Origin of the sequence: Veillonella tobetsuensis, from assembly GCF_002959935.1 — a bacterium.
GTDB classification, from domain to species: domain Bacteria; phylum Bacillota; class Negativicutes; order Veillonellales; family Veillonellaceae; genus Veillonella; species Veillonella tobetsuensis.
Window position 1 is genome coordinate 316,914 of sequence record NZ_PPDF01000008.1, and the last position, 21,109, is coordinate 338,022.

Genomic DNA, 21,109 nt, shown 5'->3' on the forward strand with positions numbered 1-21,109 from the left:
TTTCGCAATAGGAATTTATGTACGTTGCAATATATGAGTATCTATACCAGATATAGCTTGTCCCATATAATACACTTGTTGTTGGCAAGTAAATAACCAAATTTGTTGCTGTTGTCCAAGCTCAGCCAATAATTCAAGTGCACTCTTTTGACGATCTTCATCAAAACGAACGAGAATATCATCCAAAATAATAGGCAATGTATCCACTTGGTAGGAAAACACTTTTGCTAGTGCTAAGCGCAAGGCTAAATACACTTGGTCTGCCAAGCCACTGGACCAGTGGCTAATCGGCAAGCGGTCTCCACGCTCATTCAATAGGGCTAAACCATCTTGTAATCCCCACATATCTAATGTATAAGTGCCGTTTGTTAATCGGTTAATATATTGGGAGGCCAACTCTAACATTTTCGGTTGCGATTCTTCTTCATAGGACTGTTGTGCCCGTTCCATACAGTGTCCAATGACAACTTGTGTGGCCCAATCTTCTAGAGCCGATTCCAATTCAGATTCTAGTTCTTTCCGTTGCTGTATAGCTTCACGCTGTTCTTGATCTGCCCCAAGAGCACGCATAGCCTCCACAATTTGGCCTCGTTTTTCATACAAATTCGCCATTGCATCTTTACGAGCACCTAACTCTTGATCTGCATGTACCAATTCATCATTCCAATTATCCTTATTACCCTCACGCAAGCGGCGATAGAACAAATCCTTATTTTCTCCTTCCGGAGTTAACAACTCAAGCTGAACTTGGCTTTGTTTGTAAATCGTTGCCCATTGCTTATATTGGTCTTCATCGATGAGTTTCTGGCGATATTCATTAGCACCGGACAAACCACTCTTTTCAAGCAAAGCTTTTTGCTCTAACAAAAGTTCTTTTTCCTTTCGGTGCCAATTATCATACTCCATTCGATAGCTTTTACGCTGTGATTCTTTTTGCTCCCATCGAATCATTTGTTGCTGAAAGTTTTTGTATTGATTGTAAATGCGTTTTAGCTCTGTTGGTGATACAGGTGCTTCAATGCCAAGGTTATACCATAAAGTAACCGCTTGATCTTCAATAACACGTAATGATTCCTTGTGTTCCTCTAATCGCTTTTCGTAACCTTCAATGGTACGTAATTGCTCATAATATTGATCATACTCATGCTTCATGCTAAAGAAATCATCTTCATTAAGACTCTTTGCAGCCCCCTCTGGAATCCAGGCCTGCCACTCTGCTAACGCCTTATCATAGTTGGCCTGTAATTGCTTACCTTCCTCATTATAGCGTTGCTCTATAGCAGCTGTTTCCAAATTTGGTACATTTGATGATTCCTTTGGCAAAGGTATATCTAATTGCGTCTCTAAATAAGCTTTACGTTGTTGCAAACGGTCCAATTCTCGCATCCATCGCGATAAATCTGCATTATCTATATGACGAAGACGCCATCCATACCAGAATAATCCTAGCCCCAGTATTAATAAGACAATACCACCTACACTATATAATGCAGATTCTAACGCGATAAGTCCTGCCAAAGACAACAACACACCCACTACGGCCCCAATGCCACCTATACGCTGTAACCAAACAGGTAAGGCTGCCTTACGTGTAGAGCCTTCCTCCCCGATTTGAGCCTCTAAATCAGCTATATCTGCAATTACCGCTTCTAATTCTTGATGCGCCCAATTATTAACGACTCCTGTTTTGTCACTCTCTACAGAAGAATCCTTAACCACCGCCTCAGACTCACTAGACTTTGCTTCTACTTGTAAAGCTGGATCTTGACCTTGCCAATAGAGTAGTTGGTCTTTTGCGGTACGTAAGCGTTTAGATAAGCGTTCTCCTTCAAACCAATTTACATCTGTCGGAACGGATTCATCCTTGCGCCAAGCTGATTGTAAGCCTCTAGAAAAGTCGAGCTGTTCCTTAACCTTAGCAATATAGGCATCGCCTTCTTCACATTCTCGACGCAATTGTTCCCATTGAGCACCTTGCTGAATCAAGTCCTCTATATCTTGACCATGCATAGTAAACGGACTATTGGGATCAAAGTTTTCCGGCTTTAAAGCCTCTTCCTTATCTAGCCACATTTGCATGCTCTGACGAGCTTCCCGAAGACCTTCATCAATACCTAAGAACGCATCTCGATTCAGAGTTTCAGGTGGCGTAAACCTTTGCATATGCTGACGTGCCTCTTCACTACGTCGGTATGTATCCCAAGCACGCAGCACCATTTCAACACCTTCACGGTAATCCTGCCATTCCTTAATCTGATTTTGAATCTCTGCCTCCGTATCCTCCGAAGCACGCAATGCTTGTTGAAGCTCTACATATTGTTCTTCATGCGCACTAAGAGCAGATAGACGAGCCTTATTCTCTTGTAATTGCTCTATCAATACATTGATACGACGCTTACCTGATGCAGATGCAACAAGTAAATCATTAGCACTCATTTCAATGGTTTTAACAACATTACCTAGTTGCTCACCGCCTTCAGCCCCAAAGAAACGTGCCCGCACATCTACTTCATTGAGTACATCTACACCTTGTAAATCATCTAAGGTTAAACCAAATATGCGATTATATGTTTTTTTATCAAGACCATGCCACCATAGTTGATTAGGTTCGTCCTTTAAGTTCGGCCCACCAGGGGAATAAAAATCTAAATTTTTATTCTGACGACCTAAATGATATGCAATTCCATCTTTATCTAATTCAAGAGAACCGTTCACATAGCCATACTTCTTATGCTTTCCACCAAATAAAAGAGCTCGCATCCCCTCCAACAATGATGTTTTACCACTTTCATTGGCACCATATACAAGCTGCACCCCATTAGGGCCTGATTGAAACATCCAGTTTTCATACGGTCCAAATGAGTCGAGTCGAATCTGTTTAATGTTCATCATTAGCCCCCATTAATACCGTAACCCCTTCCATTTCACTGCGTTCCATGACGCGCTTCAATACATCGTCAGATAACAAATCTAAATAGCCGCCAAGACGTTTAGATTCAGGACGATTTACTAAAATTTGACGCACTGCATCAACATCCGTCACCGTATCATCATAGGCACGTAGATAATCACCTACCATATCAGATAATAGGCGTCGCTCTGCCAGATTAATAGCAGGACGAGTCTTATTGGTCATGCGATATGGCATGATAAAGATAGATTTACTCTTTTCTTCAGCTTGTGTTTCTCGAAGCCATAATTTTCGAACCGCTTCATCTGCACATAAACGATACATTGGTCCCGTACCAATTAGATTCACAGATACGAGAGTATTCTTGTTATGCCGCTTACGTAAGGATTGTTTCTTATTGCTCAATAATTCCAACAACTCAGATTCAGTTCGTATACCAGCAATATCCAGCTTAATTTCTTCAAAACGAATTTCACTAGTTTCAATAAATTCTAATTCACAATGTCCATTATGCGCTACGCGTACCATATAACATCCCTTAGGTCCAGACTCCTTACGATGCAGGCCCTGTGGATTGCCTGCATAGACTACCATAGGATCTTCTGAAATTACCTGAGCTTTGTGGATATGACCTAATGCCCAATAGTCCATGGCACCTTGCATGATATCCGATAAATTACATGGCCCTGTTATGTTATGGGCTTCACTGCCTAAACTAGCACCAACGGTACCATGCATAACTGCGAGGGAAAACTCATCTCGTTCAAAGGCTTTGTATTGAGATGCAAAATTAGTCTGTTCGTTACCATGACCACAACTAATGCCGTATACGCCCCCCACTTCAATATTGTTAACCATAAGAGGAAAGCGTTGTACTTGAGTGTCTGAGAATACATGAACATTATCAGGCATAGCTAAGCCAGCGCGCCAGCTTTCAGCAGGATCATGATTACCTTGCACCATATATACGGGAATATGGGCCTCCCACAATTGATACATAGCACGTACAAAACGCACCTGCGCCTCTAAATTATGGTCTTCACTATTATATATATCACCACTTATCACAACAGCATTAACCCGTTCTCTAACGGCTAATTCAATGATATTGTTGAAAGCATCATATGTTGCTTCAGCTACGGCACGGTCCACAGAACGACTCATGCCCATAGCGTATTGAAAAGGTGCCCCTAAATGAAGGTCCCCACAATGTATAAAACGAAAAGGCTGCATATTGTCTCCTTTCGTAACAGATAAAATACTAACATCTAATTATACTATATAATTCTATATAATATGAATGAGAACAGGATTGTAAACTGAGTTATTTATGTAGTTGACAATATATAGTGAAGAATAATACAATTACATTGTAAATAAATTTACGTTTTATAGGTTTACAATACTAAGGAGGCTATAATGGCACTTCCAACAGAGCAACAAACCCATGTGGGTTCCTATCATAAAATCTTATCCATTACCGATCGAATTCTAAATGGTGGAGAAATCACAAAAGAAGAAGCAGTTGAACTGATTCACACACCCGACGAAGACACCATGATTCTCTTGGCAATGGCAGATAAAATAAAACAACATTTTAACGATAATTCCGTCGATATTTGCGCTATTGTAAATGCTCGTTCTGGTAAATGCCCTGAGAACTGTAAGTTCTGTGCTCAATCGGCACATCACAATACAGGTGTTCAAGAATATCCATTCATGGATGACGATTCATTATTAGAAGCGGCCAAAAAGGCAAAAGAGGCGGGCGCTATTCGATTCTCTATCGTTACAAGTGGTCGCAATACATCTAATCCAAATGAGTTTAACCAAATCTTACGCGTATTAAAACAAATTCGCGAAGAAGTAGGCTTAGAAATTTGTTGTTCCTTAGGTTTGTTAACCTATGAACAAGCGCTTCAATTAAAAGAAGTAGGCGTGACAAGGTACCATTCCAATATTGAAACGGCACCAAGTCATTTTCCTGACATCTGCACTACTCACTCCTATGAGGACAAGATGTTTACTATCGACAATGCTAAAAAAGCGGGCATCCGTGTTTGCTCTGGTGGCATTTTAGGTCTCAATGAAACATTGGAACAACGCGTAGAAATGGCCTTTGAATTAAAGAGACTCAACATTGATTCCATACCATTAAATATATTAAATCCGATTAAGGGTACTCCATTTGAAGATAACAAGGCCTTAAAACCTATGGAAATCTTACGTACCTTTGCAGTATTCCGCTTTATTTTACCAAAAGCATTGATTCGCACCGCTGGTGGTCGTGAAGTAAATCTTCGTGATTTACAATCCTACGCACTCAAAGGTGGTCTTAATGGTATTATGGTAGGCGGTTACTTAACAACAGGTGGTAGATCCCCTCAAGACGATTTACAAATGATTGATGATTTGGAATTAACTCGTACAGCCGTTCAACTATAAGCCAACGGTTATACAAATACGCAGTGGATTTTCTCCAAATTCCACTACTTACGAAAACTGTAGCACCTCGTGTGTTTACGACATATTTACACATAAAAAATCCCTAGCTAGTTGCTGTCTAGCTAGGGATTTTTCTTATTCAACATATACCTTTAATTCCATAGCAAGTTATAAATTGCTTGCCCATTTGTATTACCTTCAATTGGTTCAGGATCTTTATCATAATCAACATTATCATATTGTGTACCATTTGGCATATACGCATCGACCTCTAGAATTTCCATGGTCCGATTATATCGACTAATATACACCTTATAACGAAGTTCATCGCCACCTGGTTCATTAACCTTCAACCAAAGAACTGCATCATAATCACTTTTTTGAACACTGTCATTATCTATAAATAACTGATTCCCTTTGTCATCAGGGCTTACATAATACCAATCTGTTGCTTGAGCTGTATGTGAAAACGTCATGAGACAAAAACAGACCATCAACGCTATAAGCAACTTCATAATGGCCCCCTTTCTCTCAACCCATATAATTAAAGTTCTATAATAAACATCGATTTTTTTAAATATTTTTAAAAAAAATAAAGAGAAGATACTTTTCTCCTCTATTATCATATCAAGAAGTACGCTATTTATCAATATTTAATAAACGAAATTTACAATTCATCTAAATTTCATAAAATATTTTATAGATATTCATTTTTACTTCATTTTCCATGCTTATAATTACGCTATCAAATGATAACCATAAGTAAATATTCCCTGATTACTTACATGTATTTATCTCCCGACAAGTAATACTAACCCCAAACCTACTACTTGTTTAAATACATAGGTCATTTGATGTTAATACTAACACTCCCCTTACATGAAAAAGGACTCCATTCGGAGTCCTTTTTTCGTTGCAAAATTAAAAGCTGCCCTAATTATATGCTCCTCCTTTACTGGACAACTAGTAAAGGAGGAACATATCATAGGGCAGCTTTTTATGTATGTATTTCTAATCCGAGATCAGATGGAACTGGTGCCACAACTGTAATCGCCTCTGTTTGACCATACGGTACAAAGGTTAAAGAATATGCATGTAGTGCTTGTCTTGTGTAAGGTTTATTTCGTGTACCATACATAGCATCACCGATGATAGGATGATGGATATGAGCCATATGAACCCGAATTTGATGTGTACGACCTGTTAATAATTTAAATTCTAACAAAGACTTTGTATCATCATGCTCAATTACGCGATATTCTGTAATTGCTTCTTGGCCAAACTCATCAATACAACGACGATTATCAAATACAGGATCAACACCTATAGGCGCATTAACTACACCATCAGAATTAATATCTCCTTCTACGAGACCACGATAGATTCGATGGATACACCCTTCTTGCAGCTGATTCGTATAATATTGTTCGGCTTCACGAGTTTTACCAAACATAATCACACCCGTAGTATCACGATCCAAGCGATGAACAGGACGAATTTTATGAACTTCGCCACGTTTTGCGTAATAACCTGCCACAAGATTACTCAGTGTATGGTTTCTCGTTTGCCCTGTAGGATGAACGAGCATAAACGGAGGCTTATAGACTACAAGAGTATGGGAATCCTCATAGAGCACATGTAAAGGCCCTTTTTCGACCTCTACACCATAGTCCTTATCTTGTGGCAACTCAATCGTTATAACATCACCTTTTTTCAACATTCGTTTTGAATGAGCAATACGGCTATTTACTTTGACGCGTTTCTTGCGAAATATCATCTGTAAATTACGGGAAGATAAGAAAAACCGCTCTTTTACATAAGCAGATACGGTTGTATCTACATCCTCTTTAACTGTATATGTTTTCCAGCTCATATTACCACCACTCGTTGATATACGTATTTTGTTTAGGATATACCATATCTAAATAATCAATCCAATGAGATTCGCCGTCTAATTTGCCCTCAAAAACAAGGTCTTTAGCGGAAACAGCGCCCATTAAAAGAACTGCCAAACCGCCCACATCAATAGTAATATCGATATCTTCTTTAGCTACATCGGAAACGCGTTTGACCTTAGGCGTAATGCTTTCACCCAAGGTGAGTTCAAATACACCATCATTCCAGGTACAAAGCGAATCTGTAATTTTAATTGTTAAGGTGATTGGCATCATAACCGCTTCTGGATTAACCGGTACAGTAGTCAAAGCGGTTTCTACATCAACGATGCGCGCCATCATATAAGGCATCGTGATATGCCCCGTTTTTCCATCGGGAACGAATCGATAGCCAGTGTCGTGCAACCCCTCATTCCAGCGAATGCTTTCGCCTTGAGAGCGATGATTGTAAAAATAGTTCAGCAATCCACGTTGAGCACGACGCGTTGTATAAACAAATTCAGTTACAGGTATTTCAGGTGAACCTAATCGATATACTGCATAGCCTTCAATCTCGTTAGTATTATTTTTTACAACCGCAATGTTAACACCTTCTGCAAAGAAGCTACCCAAGAGGCGTTTCCATTCCTTTTCGCCGCGTTCAGCATAGCCACACAAATTTTTAGTGTATGCTTTATAAACAGGATCGAGCAATGTCCATTGTTCAACATCATTTAGCAGACCAAAGGACAATGCCTTATCAGTCAAGGGACGTAGATTCTCAAGAGGCATGGTCTGTACCCATTGATGAGTATACAGATCCCAGCCATATTGCTGATAAAATCCAGCCTTAGAAGGCATTAAAATGGTAATGCCTTGACCACGGCGGCGCAATTCCTCCAAAGAATAGGTTAACAAAGCGCCCCCAATGCCGCCTCGACGTGCAGCCGGATGCGTAGCTACGCCAACCATATAGCTCGTTGGCAATACGGCACCACGCACATTAATATTGTATTGACGCAAATGAACGGTGGACAACAACTGCCCTTCTTGAATACCTACAACTGTATTTTCAGGTTCATAACAATTAGAAAAATAATATTGAAAGAACGGATCTTCTTTTGGTTCAAAGCAATACGCCCATAAAGCCTCAACTTGTGGCGTATCTTGCGCTGTAGCAATTCTAAAATCCATACTACTTCCTTTCTATGATTACAGTAGTAACTGCAACTATTGTATTGAATAACTATATCTATTGCACTGACAAAAAATATATACTCTCTACCCTTTATTATAACGGAAAAGAGTGGCACCATATAGTACCACTCTCACAATCCGTATTAGATTAAACTAATTATTTACCGCCTGTGGCATTATCTGCCTCATTAGCATATACAGCATCATATTTTTCTGCGAAATGATCCGGATTATAGGATTCTTTCGCTTGGCGAAGACCTGGTAAGCCCATATCTTCTTCACGGTTGATGAATTCTACACCACTAAATTCGTGACGGATGAACTCGTTATTAATTGCTTGATATAAACCACGAATATCTGGATTTGCCTTTTCAATATGAATCAAAGCAATTTTATCATTTAGCATTTCACCAATACTAAAAGCTTCTACACGACCGAACAACTTAATAGCTCCACCTTTTAGGCCTAAGGCATCCCAATTATCAAAGAGCAAATTGATGGCTACCAATTCATCCTCGATGCCCTCTTCATGATGAGTTTCAACCCAAGATGCAGCTGTTTCACGGCACAAAGGTATAATATCTTCCGTAATTGGTACATATTCATAGTTAGAATATTGCATACGGAATTGATTCAAATGATTTTTCTTTTGTCGGAACTTCTTACCGGACAAATTAATAAGATCTTCTGATTTATAAATATATTCGTAGTTGTCGCGGTCAGGTGTAAACTCATAACGGCCTGGACATAAATCCTCCATACGTTCCTTTACAACCTTACTAACACCTTTAAAGCGGAATGGTAATTTGTTTTCTACAAACCATTCTTTAGCACGCAACAAACCGTCGAGGAATTTTGCATCTTTACCTGCAAATGGAGGCAAAAGGAATGGGTCACGCTTGCCACCACCTTGGATGTATAATACGCCATTTTCCTCAGCCCAACGAATACCATACGGTTCTTGCCACATAAATAATGTGGTAAAGCAATTATCCGACGCTTCATAATGATGCTGTTCAAAATATTTATCAATTAAGGGCTTATCTCTTAATTCAAAACGCTTAAATTCTAAAATAACAATCTCCTCCTATCAAATCCTAGGTTGGATATAATGTAACTACACTCAATATGTATAGAACTCTATTGAACCTTTACCTTCTCACCTAATTCAAAGGTCCCTTTAGTTGTAATAACTTGTTCACCTTCGTTTAGGCCTGTCATTATGGATACATAACCATCCTGTTCATCGCCCACTTCAACAACACGTACATCCACCGTATTATTAGCGGTCAAGACGTATACATATTTACCATCTTGATTTTCACGTACTGCCGTAGAAGGTACCACGAGCATTTTCGCTTGTGCACTAGATTCTATCGTCAAGCTATAAAATTCACCAGCCTTAATGGTTCCCTTTTCATTATTGAAAGTAGCCTTGACTAGCACACTTGGCACATTCTCGGGTTGATTAGTATCCAGATAGGTTAATTCACCAGGAATATCTGTATCTCCTACATGTAAAAATACATTTATTGTTGATTTCGCCTCTGGTCGAGCTAACTTCATAGCCGCATCACGAGGGATACTCAAAGCAGCTACCATCGGTGTTTCTTGTTGAATCAACATAAACGGACGATCTGCTATCGCCATTTGGCGATCCTCATTATAGATAGCAGTGACCACCCCAGCAATAGGAGCCGTAATATTAGCGGCTGCAATTTGTGCAGATACCTGCGCAATTTGTGCTTCAATGGCCGCTACATTAGCACCACTACCACCACCCGTTGTGGTTGTCACCGTTTGGGGCCGAGATCTTTCAAGAATACGATTGTATTCTTTTTCTGTAATGTTACCAGCTTCGCGCATCTGCCGCGCACTTTCAAGCTGAGCAGTACTGATGGTAGGAGCCGTTGTTGCAGTGGTAACAGACGGCGTGTACGCTTGCGCTGCACTAAGTTGACCTTGTAAAGACATCAATTGTTGCTGCAAAGCAGACGTATCAATGGTTGCCACCACTTGACCTTGCGTCACCTTATCGCCTACCTTCACAGTATACGTAGCAGCACCAGAAACGGTCGGCGTTATGGTCGCCTTATTAAGGGCCGTCACATTCGCTTCATTATGAATCTGTAATGGCATATCCTTATAAGCGACATCAGCTACAGATACCGTAGATGTACCGCAACCAGCGAGCACACTCACAACAATTGTCAACATGGCCAAAACAGCACCAAGTCGTAATTTGTTCATACTTTCACCTTATCTCTATTCATTGTATTGATTTATATCAATACCTTAGTATATCACAAAACCGATAAGAATTGTATGAAAGCTAATTCCCTACTTCATCAGATATAATCGTATATCTGTTATAATATTTATAGACAACGGTATATGTCGGCCTAGTATAATAAATATATCATATATTGTGAACCATATATAAATTCAAAATATTAGATATATCAATATAATAACACACGGAGGGATTTCATGGAAGAACGTATGGATTTTAGAATTTTAAATAATGGTAGTTTTGTGCCATCTATTGGCTTTGGTACATATAAAACGGGAGCTCTCGACGAAACCGAGCAAGCCGTAACAAACGCTTTAAATGCAGGATATCGCCTATTTGATACAGCAGCTTACTACGATAATGAAGAAGCCGTAGGGAATGGAATCAAAGCCTCTGGCATTAATCGTTCAAATATCATCATTACCACCAAGATTTGGCATACTGATGCCGGTTATGATGCTACGATGCGTGCCGTTGAGAGTTCCCTAAAAAAACTCGATACCAATTATATTGACATCATGTTAATTCACCAACCAATTGGTGATTACTATGGTTCTTGGCGCGCTATGGAGGAATTATATGATCAAAATATACTGCGCGGACTAGGGGTATCAAACTTCTACGAAGATAGATTAATTGATCTTATCTATCATGCCAACGTAAGACCTGTAGTCAACCAAATCGAATGTCACCCATTCAACCAACGTCAATCCCTGTGGGAAATAATGAGAAAACATCAAATCGTTGGCATGGCTTGGTCCCCTTTCACACGTGACCGCCAACCTATATTCGACCACCCAATTATCAAAAGCTTAGCTGAAAAATACGGTAAAACAAAACACCAAATCATCTTGCGCTGGCACATCCAACGCGGCATGATTCCATTGCCAAAATCAAATTCTTTGGAGCATATGAAATCCAACTGTGACGTATTCGATTTCAAACTATCTATTACGGATATGGATCTCATGGAGCTATTAGATCAAAGAGCATTTTTGGAAAATCATCATACTGCTGCTGGGCTTGAGCGAATTTTACAACTAAAATAGTTATAGTTTATGAATCCGCGCATTCTTATCTCTACCAATATACACAAATGAAATATCCCCTCCGTCAAGCCTCAACCGGCCGGATCTGACTTCGCCCTGCGGGCTTCGCAGGGCCAAAGTCGTTTGACGAAAGGGATATTCGAAGGAAATATTAAATATTTTGTACGATAAGCATATACACTATAGTTCCTGCTGCGATTGAGATTAGCATTTTTCGCTTCCAGAGGTGTAGTAAAGAGGTTACTAAAAAGGCCACTATTTCTGGGATGCCATACGGATAAGAAAGCACCACTGTATCTTTAAAGGTATATACTACTAGCATGCCCATAACAGATGCGGGTAAAGCCTTACCAATAAAGAGAATAAATGGAGGTGCTTGTTTACCAGGTGGAAATATGAGGAATGAAATAATTCGTGTAAAAATTGTAGTTAACGCGACTATAGCAACGGTGATGACCATTTGTAACTCAGTCAATTCTCACACCTCCCCACTTATATGCCACGTAACACGCAGCCAGCATAGATGTCATAGAGATAAGCATAAAGGCTTGTTTACCAAACAAGATAAGCATCACTAAAGCCAGAACCATGCCAGAAACACCAAAGATACGTGTTTTCTTATTTTTTGCATTTAATAGCATTTCTAAGAAAATGACAATAAATAGCCCCGGCAATACAAATCCTACACCACGCAAGTCAAAATCTGACAATAAGTTACCAAAAAGACCGCCAGCAAAGGTACTAATAGCCCAAAAGAGTCCATTTAGCCACGATATATGAAAATAGAACCATTTCTCATCAACATCATCCGGCAATTTCGTAGTTGCATTGATGGCAAAACTTTCATCACACATCCAGAATACAGTAGGAAACCATTTCCAACCCATGTTTACATATTTCGTCAACATAGATAAACCGTAAAATATGTGGCGACCATTAACAAATAGAGTGAGCATTAACGCTGTAAGAGGATCAAATCCCCCCATCAGTAAACCAATGGTAACAAATTCCATCGAACCTGCAAATATTACTATACCTAATACAGGTGGTACCCACCAGGGAAAACCTTGGCTCGTGGCATAAAGACCAAAACCAAGACCGATAAAGAAAAAACTAATCCCCATAGGAATCATAATTGGAAGGGCATAACTAAACGCATGTCGCCCTTTATGTGGTTGTTCCATTAGTACTGCCCTACCTTTCTAAATATCTATGAACTGCGAAAATATCTATTGTAAGATGTTATAATATAGTTTAATATCACAAATACAACCCGTAATATTGACAAATACAACCCGTAATATTGACACAAAGAAAAGACACCTACTAGGTGTCTTTTCTAATATACATACTATTATACCGATTATAATGCACGTGTCAAAATTTCCCGAGTCACTTCAAGTGTGATATCGCGTTTTTCTCCTAGTTTTACCATACCGTGATTTTCAAGTTGTTTTACAATTTTATCAATTGCTTTAGTACCTAGACCATAATCTTTCAAGTGAGTAGATACACCCAGGGACTCGAAGAACTCACGAGTTTTAGCAATCGCTTTATCCGCCTTTTCTTCTGGAGTACCTTCTGTAATGTGCCATACGCGCGTAGCATATTGTGCCAATTTTTCAAGCTTGTCTGCTTTTTTCACCTCTAACAATGCAGGCAATACAATAGCTAATGTTATACCATGGTCAAGATGGTATGCAGCTGTCAACTCATGACCGATAAGATGTGTTGCCCAGTCTTGAGGCACGCCTGCACCAATCAAGCCATTTAATGCTAAAGTAGAGGCCCACACGTGGTTAGCACGGATGTCGTAATTTTCTGGATTTTCTACCGTTTCTTTACCGATCTCAATCATAGTTTTCAAAATGCCTTCACTGAAACGATCTTGAATACGGCCTTCTACAGGATATGTTAAATATTGTTCTGTCGTATGTACAAAGGTGTCAATAACACCATTCTTAACTTGTTTTTCAGGCAATGTGAAAGTCAATGTTGGATCTAGCATAGAGAACTTAGGGAACACTAAGCTGCTAAACACAGGAAACTTACCATCACCATACGTAATGACAGCACCATTGTTCATTTCAGAACCCGTAGCAGGTAATGTCATAATTGTACCAAACGGCAATGGATTTGGTACCATTTCAACGGGAACCTCTGGCACACCAGCTTTCATAACCTCAATCACAGGACCATCATAGGTAGCACCCATAACGATGAGTTTTGTAGCATCCACTACAGAACCACCACCTACAGCAAGGACAAAATCTACACCATTTTCTTTGATAAAAGCTACAGCTCGTTCACACGTTTCAAGAGATGGATTCGGCTCAATACCGCCAAATTGTTCCACCTTACGGTTACCAAGCGCAGTCGTAACACGGTCGATGAGACCACTTCGAACTGCACTGCCACCGCCATAAGTAATCAAGACCTTAGCTTCTTTTGGTACAAGTGTATCCAATTCTGCTAAACGGTCCTTACCGAATACGATATGAGTAGGGTTATAAAAATCGAAGTTAAACATAAAGCCTCCTCCTTTATAAATTGTACGCAACTTTTCTTTATAGTATACCATATTCCATTGAGCTAAGCATGATATAACTAGTTATAAATACATCGTAGCAAAATGTATAGCTAACTTCATACCATATAACTTCAATCTATGGCAAGCCATGTATTTTTAATTCTATGCATCATCCTAGTCCTGTGATAGGATATAAAACATATTCAATATAATCTATATATTACACCATTATAAAAGCTTGATTCGATATAAACACTTAGATACTAGCTTTCACAATGAACGAAAGGGAGATAATATGAAACTAAAAAGATTAATCGCTCCATTATTAGTGGGCGTTTTAGCATTTGCCATTGCCGGTTGTGGTAACAGTACACAAACTAGCGAGACACCGAAAGAGATTAAAATTGGTGCTACCGCAGGTCCTCATGCACAAGTAGCAGAGGCTGTAGCAAAAGAGGCTCAAAAGCAAGGTATTAACCTTAAAGTTGTAGAATTTTCTGACTATGTAACTCCAGATAAGGCGTTAGCAGATGGAGATATCCAATTAAATGCATACCAACACGTACCATTCATGGAAAACTTCAATAAGCAAAACAATTCAAACCTTGTAGCCATCGGCAAAACAATCTTGATGCCTATGGGGTTATATAGCAACTCCATTCACAGTGCGCAAGATGTACCAAATGGTGCCATCGTAGCCGTGCCTAACGACCCAACAAACGGCGGACGCGGCCTTGCATTACTCGCAAAAGCAGGCCTTATTACATTGAAAGATGGCGTAGGTTTTAAAGCAACTGTAGCAGATATTACATCTAACCCTAAAAACCTTCAAATCCAAGAATTAGAAGCCGCTCAATTACCTCGTAGTCTTGACGACGTAGCCGTAGCCGCTATCCCTATGAACTATGTTCAAAGTGCGGGCCTCAATGTAGAGAAACAAGGCTTCTTCTTAGAGCCAAAGGATGAACCTTTAGCTGTTATGATTCTCGCTGTACGCGGTCAAGATAAAGACAACGAAACATACAAAAAAATTGCAGAAATTTACAAATCAGAAGCCATTAAACAATTCATTAAAGATACATTCAAAGGCACTATCACATCTGCCAATTAATATAAAAAATCTCCATTCTTCTTAGGATGGAGATTTTTTGTTATAGGGTAAAATGTAACACAAAAATAACGCCCTACAAAGGTAGAGCGTTATAGTATATTATTCTTCTGTATCAAAGGTAACATCCAATGGTTGTCGTTCCACAATATTGCGATAACGAACCTTTGGATAGCCCATCAAGATGCCACCAGCAATGATTTTATCCTCGGGTACACCTAATAGTTTCAACAATGGTTCATATTCTGCTTCCCCAGCATGTTCAAAGAAGCCTGCCCAGCAGGTACCAAGACCTACTGTTGGCGCATACAACTCTGCATAAGATAGACAGGAATGCCCAGAATCATGCGTGCGATGCACATCTTTTTTAGATCCAATAGCCACTATTAAAGCTGGCGCATCACGTAAAATATATTCTTTGCCCTTATCCACTTCTGCTTGTGCAGCGCGCGCATATAGGCGCATAATAGGCACCGTTTTCGCCGCAAAATGCATCCACTCAAGAACGAGATCAGCAATACGGCGTAACTTTTGTTTATCCCGAATTACGATATATGAAATACCTTGTGTATTAGTTGCTGTTGGAGCCATTCTCGCAACATTTAATACCTTGCGAATAAGCTCAGCAGGAACTGGTTTATTTTGATAGTTACGAATAGAACGACGACTACGTAAAAATAGTTCGGCCTGTTCTGGCGTAATTTTAGTTTCTTTTGTAATATCCACTTGTTCAGCACGCGGTGTAAGGTCGCTATCTAAAGCAAGCGTAGGACATACTGCAACGCAATGACCACAGGATATACACCCTCCCCGACCTGTTACAGGACCATCATCGGTCATAACAAGTAGGCCTGTGGGACAATCGGCTACGCATAGACCACAACGAGTACAGACTTCTGTATTCACGGTAAATAACATAGTAATGAAACCTCCAAACACATACTATAAAGTCTATTATATCATATAAAATCAATTCTTAGGATAGCCAAAAAATATAACACATATGTTTATGAGATAATTTTTACTCATAAACATATGTGTTATATTGTCACATCTACTGCTTTCACAGTCAATATGATGATTTGAATATTATGCCTCACCCTGTGTAGGATTATCATAAGCCTCTTTATCAATAGTGCCCATGATTTTATCTACTACGAGAGCATTTGTTAAGGAACCGGATACGTTCAAGCATGTACGGCCCATGTCGATCAATGGATCGATAGCAAGGATTGGGCTGATGGATGTGAAGTACGCACCAAGGCCTGTACCGCTAAGGGATACGGATGCAGCCATTGTAGCTGTACCAGGAACACCTGCGATGCCAACGGAACCGATAGCGATAACGATAACACTCATGATATACATAGTCATGTCGAATGGAATATTCGCTACATTAGAAATATACACTACAACAAGCGCTGGGAATACGCCGGCACAACCTTGCATGCCCGCTGTGGTGCCAAAGGATGCTACTGTATTAGCAGTTGTAGCATTTACGCCAAGACGTTTTGTCAATGTTTCAACAGTCAATGGCAATACGCCCATAGAGGAACGGGATGTGAAAGCTAGCAATAATGGCGCTTTCGCTTTCTTGAAGTATGTAATCGGATTGTAACCAAAGCTAGCAATCAAGATAGCTTGAACAGCGAACATAATCAAGATGCCAACGTAAAGCAATACTACGAATAAGCCCATATCAAGGATAGCTTGTAAGCCACGAGTTGCCAATGTAGATGCTAACAATGCAACTACACCATATGGCATAAGTCCGATAATGAAATCTGCTACCCAAGAGATCAATTGGTGAAGCTCATCAAACAATTTAGTAAACATCTCCATGGAGTTTGTGCCAGTTTGTTTTAATAGATGAGCTACGCTACCTAGGATTATGGCAAATACTACGATACCGATAACATTTGTTTCAGCAGCCGCTTGTATTGGGTTACTTGGAATCAAAGCGCGGAATGTATCAACCATCGGTTTGATCTCACGAATCTTTTTTCCAGATTCGACGATATCAAAGCCTTGCCCTAAACCGAACGCATTCCCCAAGATAAGACCAACTACAGCAGCAACGGCTACCATGCCTAGGTTCGTAGAAACCATGGCTACTACCAATTTCTTAAGATTAGCACCGGCCTCCATGTGCAAGATAACGTGTACAATGGAGATAAAAACGATAGGAATAACAAGCATGCGGATTAAGTCGATGAAGCCACCACCTACTAGGGAGAACCACTTCGTACTTTCCTTGATATAAACAACTTTAGTTGGATCATCAGGGAATCCTGCAATAACTTGAACTGCTATACCAAGCACGGCACCAACAATGGTACCAATAATAACGAGATTACCAAAAGATGTACCTCTGCGTTGCAACACATAAATACCGATTAACGCTAGCACAAACACAGCGATAATACCAATACTCAAGGGATTGCTTAACATGAGGTAATCCGTAAAGAATGGAATATTCATAATACACCTCTTTTAATTCATATCATAATAATAGGTTATGAACTTAGTATATCATATATTGAAAAATTTACAAGTGCTATATCGAAATTTCTACAAATAGATATATGCCTATTTTACATTCTATACAAAGGTGCAAAAAGGCGACCTTCCATCGGAAGATCGCCTTATACAGTCTTTAGTTATATTAAGCCTCTAGTATTAGGACTATCTGTTAACTAGGACATATGTTACTTGGATAGGACCATGAGCACCATCTACAGTAACGAGCTCGATATCAGCCGTACGAGACGGACCGGAAATCAAGCAGATATTTGTAGGGAAATTAGCTGGATCATTGTGGTAACGTTCAGCCAAATGTTCCATTGTTTGTGTCATGCGTGGGTTGATTGTATCAGTGTACAATACAGCAATGTGAGTTGTAGGCAACAAGCTGATAGCACGACCAGATTCTTCGCCAGATGCTTGTACTACAGTAGCTGTTTCAGCAATACCGCAGTATGGGAATGTAATACCAATATCTGCATTGGCAGTATTAGAAATACATTCTTCACGACCTTTAGATGCATCCCATTGGAAGTATGTACGTGTACCACCATTATTAGCAGCATCTTGTTCGAACAATTCTTTTAATTTATATTCATCTACTTCAGGAGTGCTTGGAAATACAACCTTACCATTGCCCCAGTCTTCGATAGCTGCCAAAATTGTTTCACCTAATTTATCAGGTGTAGTTTCAACGAATTTTGTACCAACACGTTGACATTGTTCCTTAAACATTGTCAAAATTTGATCTTTATTCAAATCTTTGAACATAGTTTCTTGAGGACCATGGCTGTAATCAAAACCCTCTACAAATGCAGGGCACATTTCTTGATCACGGCCTAATGCACGAGATAAACGTGCAATAAATTGTTTACGTTTAGCTTCATCCATTATTTTTTCTCCTTCTTCTTGTTCTTTTCATGTTCAGCATATAAGTCACGGAATTTCTTGAACTTCAATGTACCCATTTCTTTAGATTTAGTCCAGCCATTCATAACCGGAATAGCTTGAGTCCATGTAGGCATATTGCCTTCTTTATTACTAATCAAGTTCATACCGATAGCACCAGCTTTTGTACCAAGGTCGAATAATGTGGAGTTACCAAACATCTTAGCCGCTGCAGTGAAGATTGCTTCTTCTGCTTTCGGACGAGTTTTTTCGATGTCAGCCATAATATGACGGTGTTCCATCAATAATTCATGCAATGGAATAGCTACTGGACAGTTTTCTGTACATGCACCGCACAATGTGGAAGCATATGGAAGATCGCCTGCTACGTCGTAACCTTTGAACAATGGAGTCAATACAGCACCCATTGGACCTGGATATACGGAGCCATAACCGTGACCAGAGATGTGACGGTATACAGGACAGATGTTCATACATGCACCACAACGGATACAACGTAACATTTCTTGGAATGTACCACCCAAGATACCGGAACGACCGTTATCGATAATGATGATGTGAGTTTCTTCAGGACCGTCAGCTTCGCCAGCGCGAGCAGGACCAGTCATCATGGAGAAGTAGTTGGAAATTTTAGAACCTACTGCAGAGCGGTTCAACATTTCCATCATTACGTCAAGAGCTTTGAAGTCAGGAACGATACGTTCTGTACCTAAGAAGATTACTTGAGTCTTAGGAATGGAACTAGACATACGACCGTTACCTTCGTTGGAAACGATTGTGCAAGTACCAGATGCAGCAACTGCAAAGTTACAACCGTTAACACCTACGTCAGCTTTCAAGAAGCGTTCACGTACATAACCACGTACGAAGTGAGTCATTTCAGTAGGGTTTTCAGTACCTGTATAACCTAATTTTTCAGCGAAGATTTCGCGGATTTTATTACGTTCAAAGTGAAGGCCTGGTACTACGATGTGAGATGGTGGGCTCACTGCAGTTTGCAAAATGAATTCCGCCAAGTCAGTTTCGTTTACTTCAATACCAGCTTCTTCAAGAACTTCGTTCAAACCAATTTCTTCAGTTAAGATAGTTTTGGATTTAACGATCATTTTAGCTTCGCGTTCACGAAGAATATCTAAAGCGATTTGAGTTGCTTCTTTATCGTCGAATGCAAAGTGAACTTTAGAACCAGCTTTTTCAGCGTTTTCAGCGAATTGGTTTACATAGTAATCCAAATTGTTAAGAACGTGATCACGAAGTTTAGCTGCTTCTGCGCGGAAATCTAACCATTCAGGAACGTCCGCAACTACTGTATTACGTTTATCATAAAACACGTCTTGTGCTTTTTTGATAGCTGCAACTTTGAAATCATCAGCCAAACATTCTTTTATACGTGTTTTATAGGGGCGATTGTCATATATAAGTGCCATGTCGTCTCCTCCTTAACGGCAGTTTAAGATTTCAGCAATATGCATTACTTTGATACGGCGATCGATTTCGCCTTCTTTGTGAAGACGGTCAAGCATACCAGCGATGTTCATCAAGCACGCTTGGTCAGAACCGGAAATAACGTTAGCACCTGTGCTAGCGATTTCCAATGCTTTTTCGCGTGTCATAACTTCACTGATTTCAGGGTTTTTAACGGAGAAAGTACCGCCGAAACCGCAACAACGATCTGCGCGTGGTAATTCAATCAATTGAATGTCTTTTACATTGCTAAGGAGTTTGAAAGGTGGTTCTTTTACTCCCATCAAACGAGTTACGTGGCAAGAAGTATGGTATGTAACAGTGTCGTTAAAGCGTGCGCCAACGTCCTCTACACCCAATACATCAGTAATGAATTCTGTGAATTCGTAAATTTTGCCGCTCAATTTTTCTGCACGTTTTTGCCATTCAGGTTGACCTTCCAAGAAGTGTTGGTATTCATCGCGAATAGCGAATGCACAGGAGCCAGACATACTAACTACATAGTCAGCATTCTCGAAGCATTCAATTGTGTTCTTAATAGCATCCATTGCAGCTTCGTTATAGCCAGAGTTAGTGAACATTTGTCCACAACATACTTGTTTCTTAGGAACTACGAGTTCGCAGCCTAATCTTTCAAGCACCTCTACACCAGCCATACCTACATGGGGGTAGAACATATCAATCAAACACTGTTGGAAAAGATGAATTTTCATGTTTTTGTCCTCGTCTTTTCTAGTACTTAACTCAAAAAAAAATTTGATATGTATTCGTTTAGGACGATAATATTTTAGCTAATTATCGACCTT

At 39.8% G+C, this 21,109-nt stretch carries 18 protein-coding genes; 3 read left to right on the forward strand and 15 right to left on the reverse strand.

The window, feature by feature from the left end:
• Positions 1-15: 15 nt before the first annotated feature.
• Both VTHSUH11_RS04640 and VTHSUH11_RS04645 read right to left on the reverse strand, forming a co-directional pair.
• Positions 16-2,889 (reverse strand): ATP-binding protein, encoded by a 2,874-nt coding sequence (locus tag VTHSUH11_RS04640; protein WP_105092790.1) that lies wholly within the window; start codon positions 2,887-2,889, stop codon positions 16-18.
• Positions 2,879-4,144: a metallophosphoesterase family protein gene (locus tag VTHSUH11_RS04645; RefSeq protein ID WP_105092791.1), complete on the reverse strand. Its 1,266-nt coding sequence runs from the start codon at positions 4,142-4,144 to the stop codon at positions 2,879-2,881. Before VTHSUH11_RS04645 ends, VTHSUH11_RS04640 begins: the two co-directional genes overlap by 11 nt.
• Before the next feature lie 186 nt (positions 4,145-4,330).
• On the opposite strand from VTHSUH11_RS04645, the gene bioB reads away from it, so the two are divergent.
• Positions 4,331-5,356: a biotin synthase BioB gene (gene bioB, locus VTHSUH11_RS04650; RefSeq protein ID WP_059364147.1), complete on the forward strand. Its 1,026-nt coding sequence runs from the start codon at positions 4,331-4,333 to the stop codon at positions 5,354-5,356.
• A gap of 152 nt (positions 5,357-5,508) precedes the next feature.
• On the opposite strand, the gene VTHSUH11_RS04655 is transcribed toward bioB, so the two are convergent.
• The 5 genes from VTHSUH11_RS04655 to VTHSUH11_RS04675 form a co-directional block, all read right to left on the reverse strand.
• Positions 5,509-5,871, reverse strand: a complete 363-nt coding sequence (locus VTHSUH11_RS04655) for a hypothetical protein (protein WP_059364148.1) — start codon at positions 5,869-5,871, stop codon at positions 5,509-5,511.
• A gap of 482 nt (positions 5,872-6,353) precedes the next feature.
• A complete protein-coding gene (locus tag VTHSUH11_RS04660; protein WP_105092792.1) occupies positions 6,354-7,229 on the reverse strand; it encodes an RluA family pseudouridine synthase in 876 nt (291 codons plus the stop codon).
• A 1-nt stretch (position 7,230) separates the two neighbouring features.
• Positions 7,231-8,424: a GNAT family N-acetyltransferase gene (locus VTHSUH11_RS04665; RefSeq protein ID WP_105092793.1), complete on the reverse strand. Its 1,194-nt coding sequence runs from the start codon at positions 8,422-8,424 to the stop codon at positions 7,231-7,233.
• Between the two features lie 160 nt (positions 8,425-8,584).
• Positions 8,585-9,502, reverse strand: a complete 918-nt coding sequence (locus VTHSUH11_RS04670) for a DUF2156 domain-containing protein (RefSeq protein ID WP_105092794.1) — start codon at positions 9,500-9,502, stop codon at positions 8,585-8,587.
• 65 nt (positions 9,503-9,567) lie between these two features.
• The gene (locus VTHSUH11_RS04675; RefSeq protein ID WP_105092795.1) at positions 9,568-10,677 is read right to left on the reverse strand and encodes an efflux RND transporter periplasmic adaptor subunit; all 1,110 of its coding nucleotides are present in this window, start codon (positions 10,675-10,677) and stop codon (positions 9,568-9,570) included.
• Positions 10,678-10,917: 240 nt separating this feature from the next.
• On the opposite strand from VTHSUH11_RS04675, the gene VTHSUH11_RS04680 reads away from it, so the two are divergent.
• Complete coding sequence (locus tag VTHSUH11_RS04680) at positions 10,918-11,769, forward strand: aldo/keto reductase (RefSeq protein ID WP_105092796.1); 852 nt, start codon at positions 10,918-10,920, stop codon at positions 11,767-11,769.
• Positions 11,770-11,920: 151 nt separating this feature from the next.
• Here VTHSUH11_RS04680 and VTHSUH11_RS04685 read toward each other — a convergent pair whose 3' ends face one another.
• The 3 genes from VTHSUH11_RS04685 to VTHSUH11_RS04695 all read right to left on the reverse strand — a co-directional run bounded on the left by VTHSUH11_RS04685 (position 11,921) and on the right by VTHSUH11_RS04695 (position 14,299).
• The gene (locus tag VTHSUH11_RS04685; RefSeq protein WP_105092797.1) at positions 11,921-12,244 is read right to left on the reverse strand and encodes a branched-chain amino acid transporter permease; all 324 of its coding nucleotides are present in this window, start codon (positions 12,242-12,244) and stop codon (positions 11,921-11,923) included.
• Positions 12,237-12,953 carry an AzlC family ABC transporter permease gene (locus VTHSUH11_RS04690; RefSeq protein WP_244899986.1) on the reverse strand — a complete coding sequence of 239 codons (717 nt, stop codon included), beginning with the start codon at positions 12,951-12,953 and terminating at the stop codon, positions 12,237-12,239. Before VTHSUH11_RS04690 ends, VTHSUH11_RS04685 begins: the two co-directional genes overlap by 8 nt.
• Before the next feature lie 179 nt (positions 12,954-13,132).
• The gene (locus tag VTHSUH11_RS04695) at positions 13,133-14,299 is read right to left on the reverse strand and encodes an iron-containing alcohol dehydrogenase (RefSeq protein WP_105092798.1); all 1,167 of its coding nucleotides are present in this window, start codon (positions 14,297-14,299) and stop codon (positions 13,133-13,135) included.
• Between the two features lie 295 nt (positions 14,300-14,594).
• Here VTHSUH11_RS04695 and VTHSUH11_RS04700 point away from each other — a divergent pair, with 295 nt between their 5' ends.
• Positions 14,595-15,410 (forward strand): MetQ/NlpA family ABC transporter substrate-binding protein, encoded by an 816-nt coding sequence (locus tag VTHSUH11_RS04700; protein WP_105092799.1) that lies wholly within the window; start codon positions 14,595-14,597, stop codon positions 15,408-15,410.
• 99 nt (positions 15,411-15,509) lie between these two features.
• On the opposite strand, the gene VTHSUH11_RS04705 is transcribed toward VTHSUH11_RS04700, so the two are convergent.
• The 5 genes from VTHSUH11_RS04705 to VTHSUH11_RS04725 form a co-directional block, all read right to left on the reverse strand.
• A complete protein-coding gene (locus VTHSUH11_RS04705) occupies positions 15,510-16,325 on the reverse strand; it encodes a nitroreductase family protein (RefSeq protein WP_105092800.1) in 816 nt (271 codons plus the stop codon).
• A gap of 171 nt (positions 16,326-16,496) precedes the next feature.
• Positions 16,497-17,888, reverse strand: a complete 1,392-nt coding sequence (locus VTHSUH11_RS04710; protein ID WP_105092801.1) for a cation:dicarboxylate symporter family transporter — start codon at positions 17,886-17,888, stop codon at positions 16,497-16,499.
• A gap of 204 nt (positions 17,889-18,092) precedes the next feature.
• Complete coding sequence (locus tag VTHSUH11_RS04715; protein ID WP_105092802.1) at positions 18,093-18,821, reverse strand: LutC/YkgG family protein; 729 nt, start codon at positions 18,819-18,821, stop codon at positions 18,093-18,095.
• Positions 18,821-20,266 carry a LutB/LldF family L-lactate oxidation iron-sulfur protein gene (locus VTHSUH11_RS04720; RefSeq protein WP_105092803.1) on the reverse strand — a complete coding sequence of 482 codons (1,446 nt, stop codon included), beginning with the start codon at positions 20,264-20,266 and terminating at the stop codon, positions 18,821-18,823. The genes VTHSUH11_RS04715 and VTHSUH11_RS04720 overlap by 1 nt, the downstream gene beginning before the upstream one ends.
• A gap of 12 nt (positions 20,267-20,278) precedes the next feature.
• Positions 20,279-21,016, reverse strand: a complete 738-nt coding sequence (locus tag VTHSUH11_RS04725) for a (Fe-S)-binding protein (protein WP_059364175.1) — start codon at positions 21,014-21,016, stop codon at positions 20,279-20,281.
• Positions 21,017-21,109: the final 93 nt, after the last annotated feature.

What these genes read in the sequence shown, in the direction of transcription:
- VTHSUH11_RS04715 (WP_105092802.1), bottom strand. Translation starts at nt 18,821, where the DNA reads ATGGATGAAGCTAAACGTAAACAATTTATTGCACGTTTATCTCGTGCA.
- VTHSUH11_RS04690 (WP_244899986.1), bottom strand. Translation starts at nt 12,953, where the DNA reads ATGGAACAACCACATAAAGGGCGACATGCGTTTAGTTATGCCCTTCCA.
- VTHSUH11_RS04710 (WP_105092801.1), bottom strand. Translation starts at nt 17,888, where the DNA reads ATGAATATTCCATTCTTTACGGATTACCTCATGTTAAGCAATCCCTTG.
- VTHSUH11_RS04695 (WP_105092798.1), bottom strand. Translation starts at nt 14,299, where the DNA reads ATGTTTAACTTCGATTTTTATAACCCTACTCATATCGTATTCGGTAAG.
- VTHSUH11_RS04655 (WP_059364148.1), bottom strand. Translation starts at nt 5,871, where the DNA reads ATGAAGTTGCTTATAGCGTTGATGGTCTGTTTTTGTCTCATGACGTTT.
- VTHSUH11_RS04680 (WP_105092796.1), top strand. Translation starts at nt 10,918, where the DNA reads ATGGAAGAACGTATGGATTTTAGAATTTTAAATAATGGTAGTTTTGTG.
- VTHSUH11_RS04645 (WP_105092791.1), bottom strand. Translation starts at nt 4,144, where the DNA reads ATGCAGCCTTTTCGTTTTATACATTGTGGGGACCTTCATTTAGGGGCA.
- bioB (WP_059364147.1), top strand. Translation starts at nt 4,331, where the DNA reads ATGGCACTTCCAACAGAGCAACAAACCCATGTGGGTTCCTATCATAAA.
- VTHSUH11_RS04665 (WP_105092793.1), bottom strand. Translation starts at nt 8,424, where the DNA reads ATGGATTTTAGAATTGCTACAGCGCAAGATACGCCACAAGTTGAGGCT.
- VTHSUH11_RS04700 (WP_105092799.1), top strand. Translation starts at nt 14,595, where the DNA reads ATGAAACTAAAAAGATTAATCGCTCCATTATTAGTGGGCGTTTTAGCA.
- VTHSUH11_RS04725 (WP_059364175.1), bottom strand. Translation starts at nt 21,016, where the DNA reads ATGAAAATTCATCTTTTCCAACAGTGTTTGATTGATATGTTCTACCCC.
- VTHSUH11_RS04660 (WP_105092792.1), bottom strand. Translation starts at nt 7,229, where the DNA reads ATGAGCTGGAAAACATATACAGTTAAAGAGGATGTAGATACAACCGTA.
- VTHSUH11_RS04705 (WP_105092800.1), bottom strand. Translation starts at nt 16,325, where the DNA reads ATGTTATTTACCGTGAATACAGAAGTCTGTACTCGTTGTGGTCTATGC.
- VTHSUH11_RS04640 (WP_105092790.1), bottom strand. Translation starts at nt 2,889, where the DNA reads ATGAACATTAAACAGATTCGACTCGACTCATTTGGACCGTATGAAAAC.
- VTHSUH11_RS04675 (WP_105092795.1), bottom strand. Translation starts at nt 10,677, where the DNA reads ATGAACAAATTACGACTTGGTGCTGTTTTGGCCATGTTGACAATTGTT.
- VTHSUH11_RS04720 (WP_105092803.1), bottom strand. Translation starts at nt 20,266, where the DNA reads ATGGCACTTATATATGACAATCGCCCCTATAAAACACGTATAAAAGAA.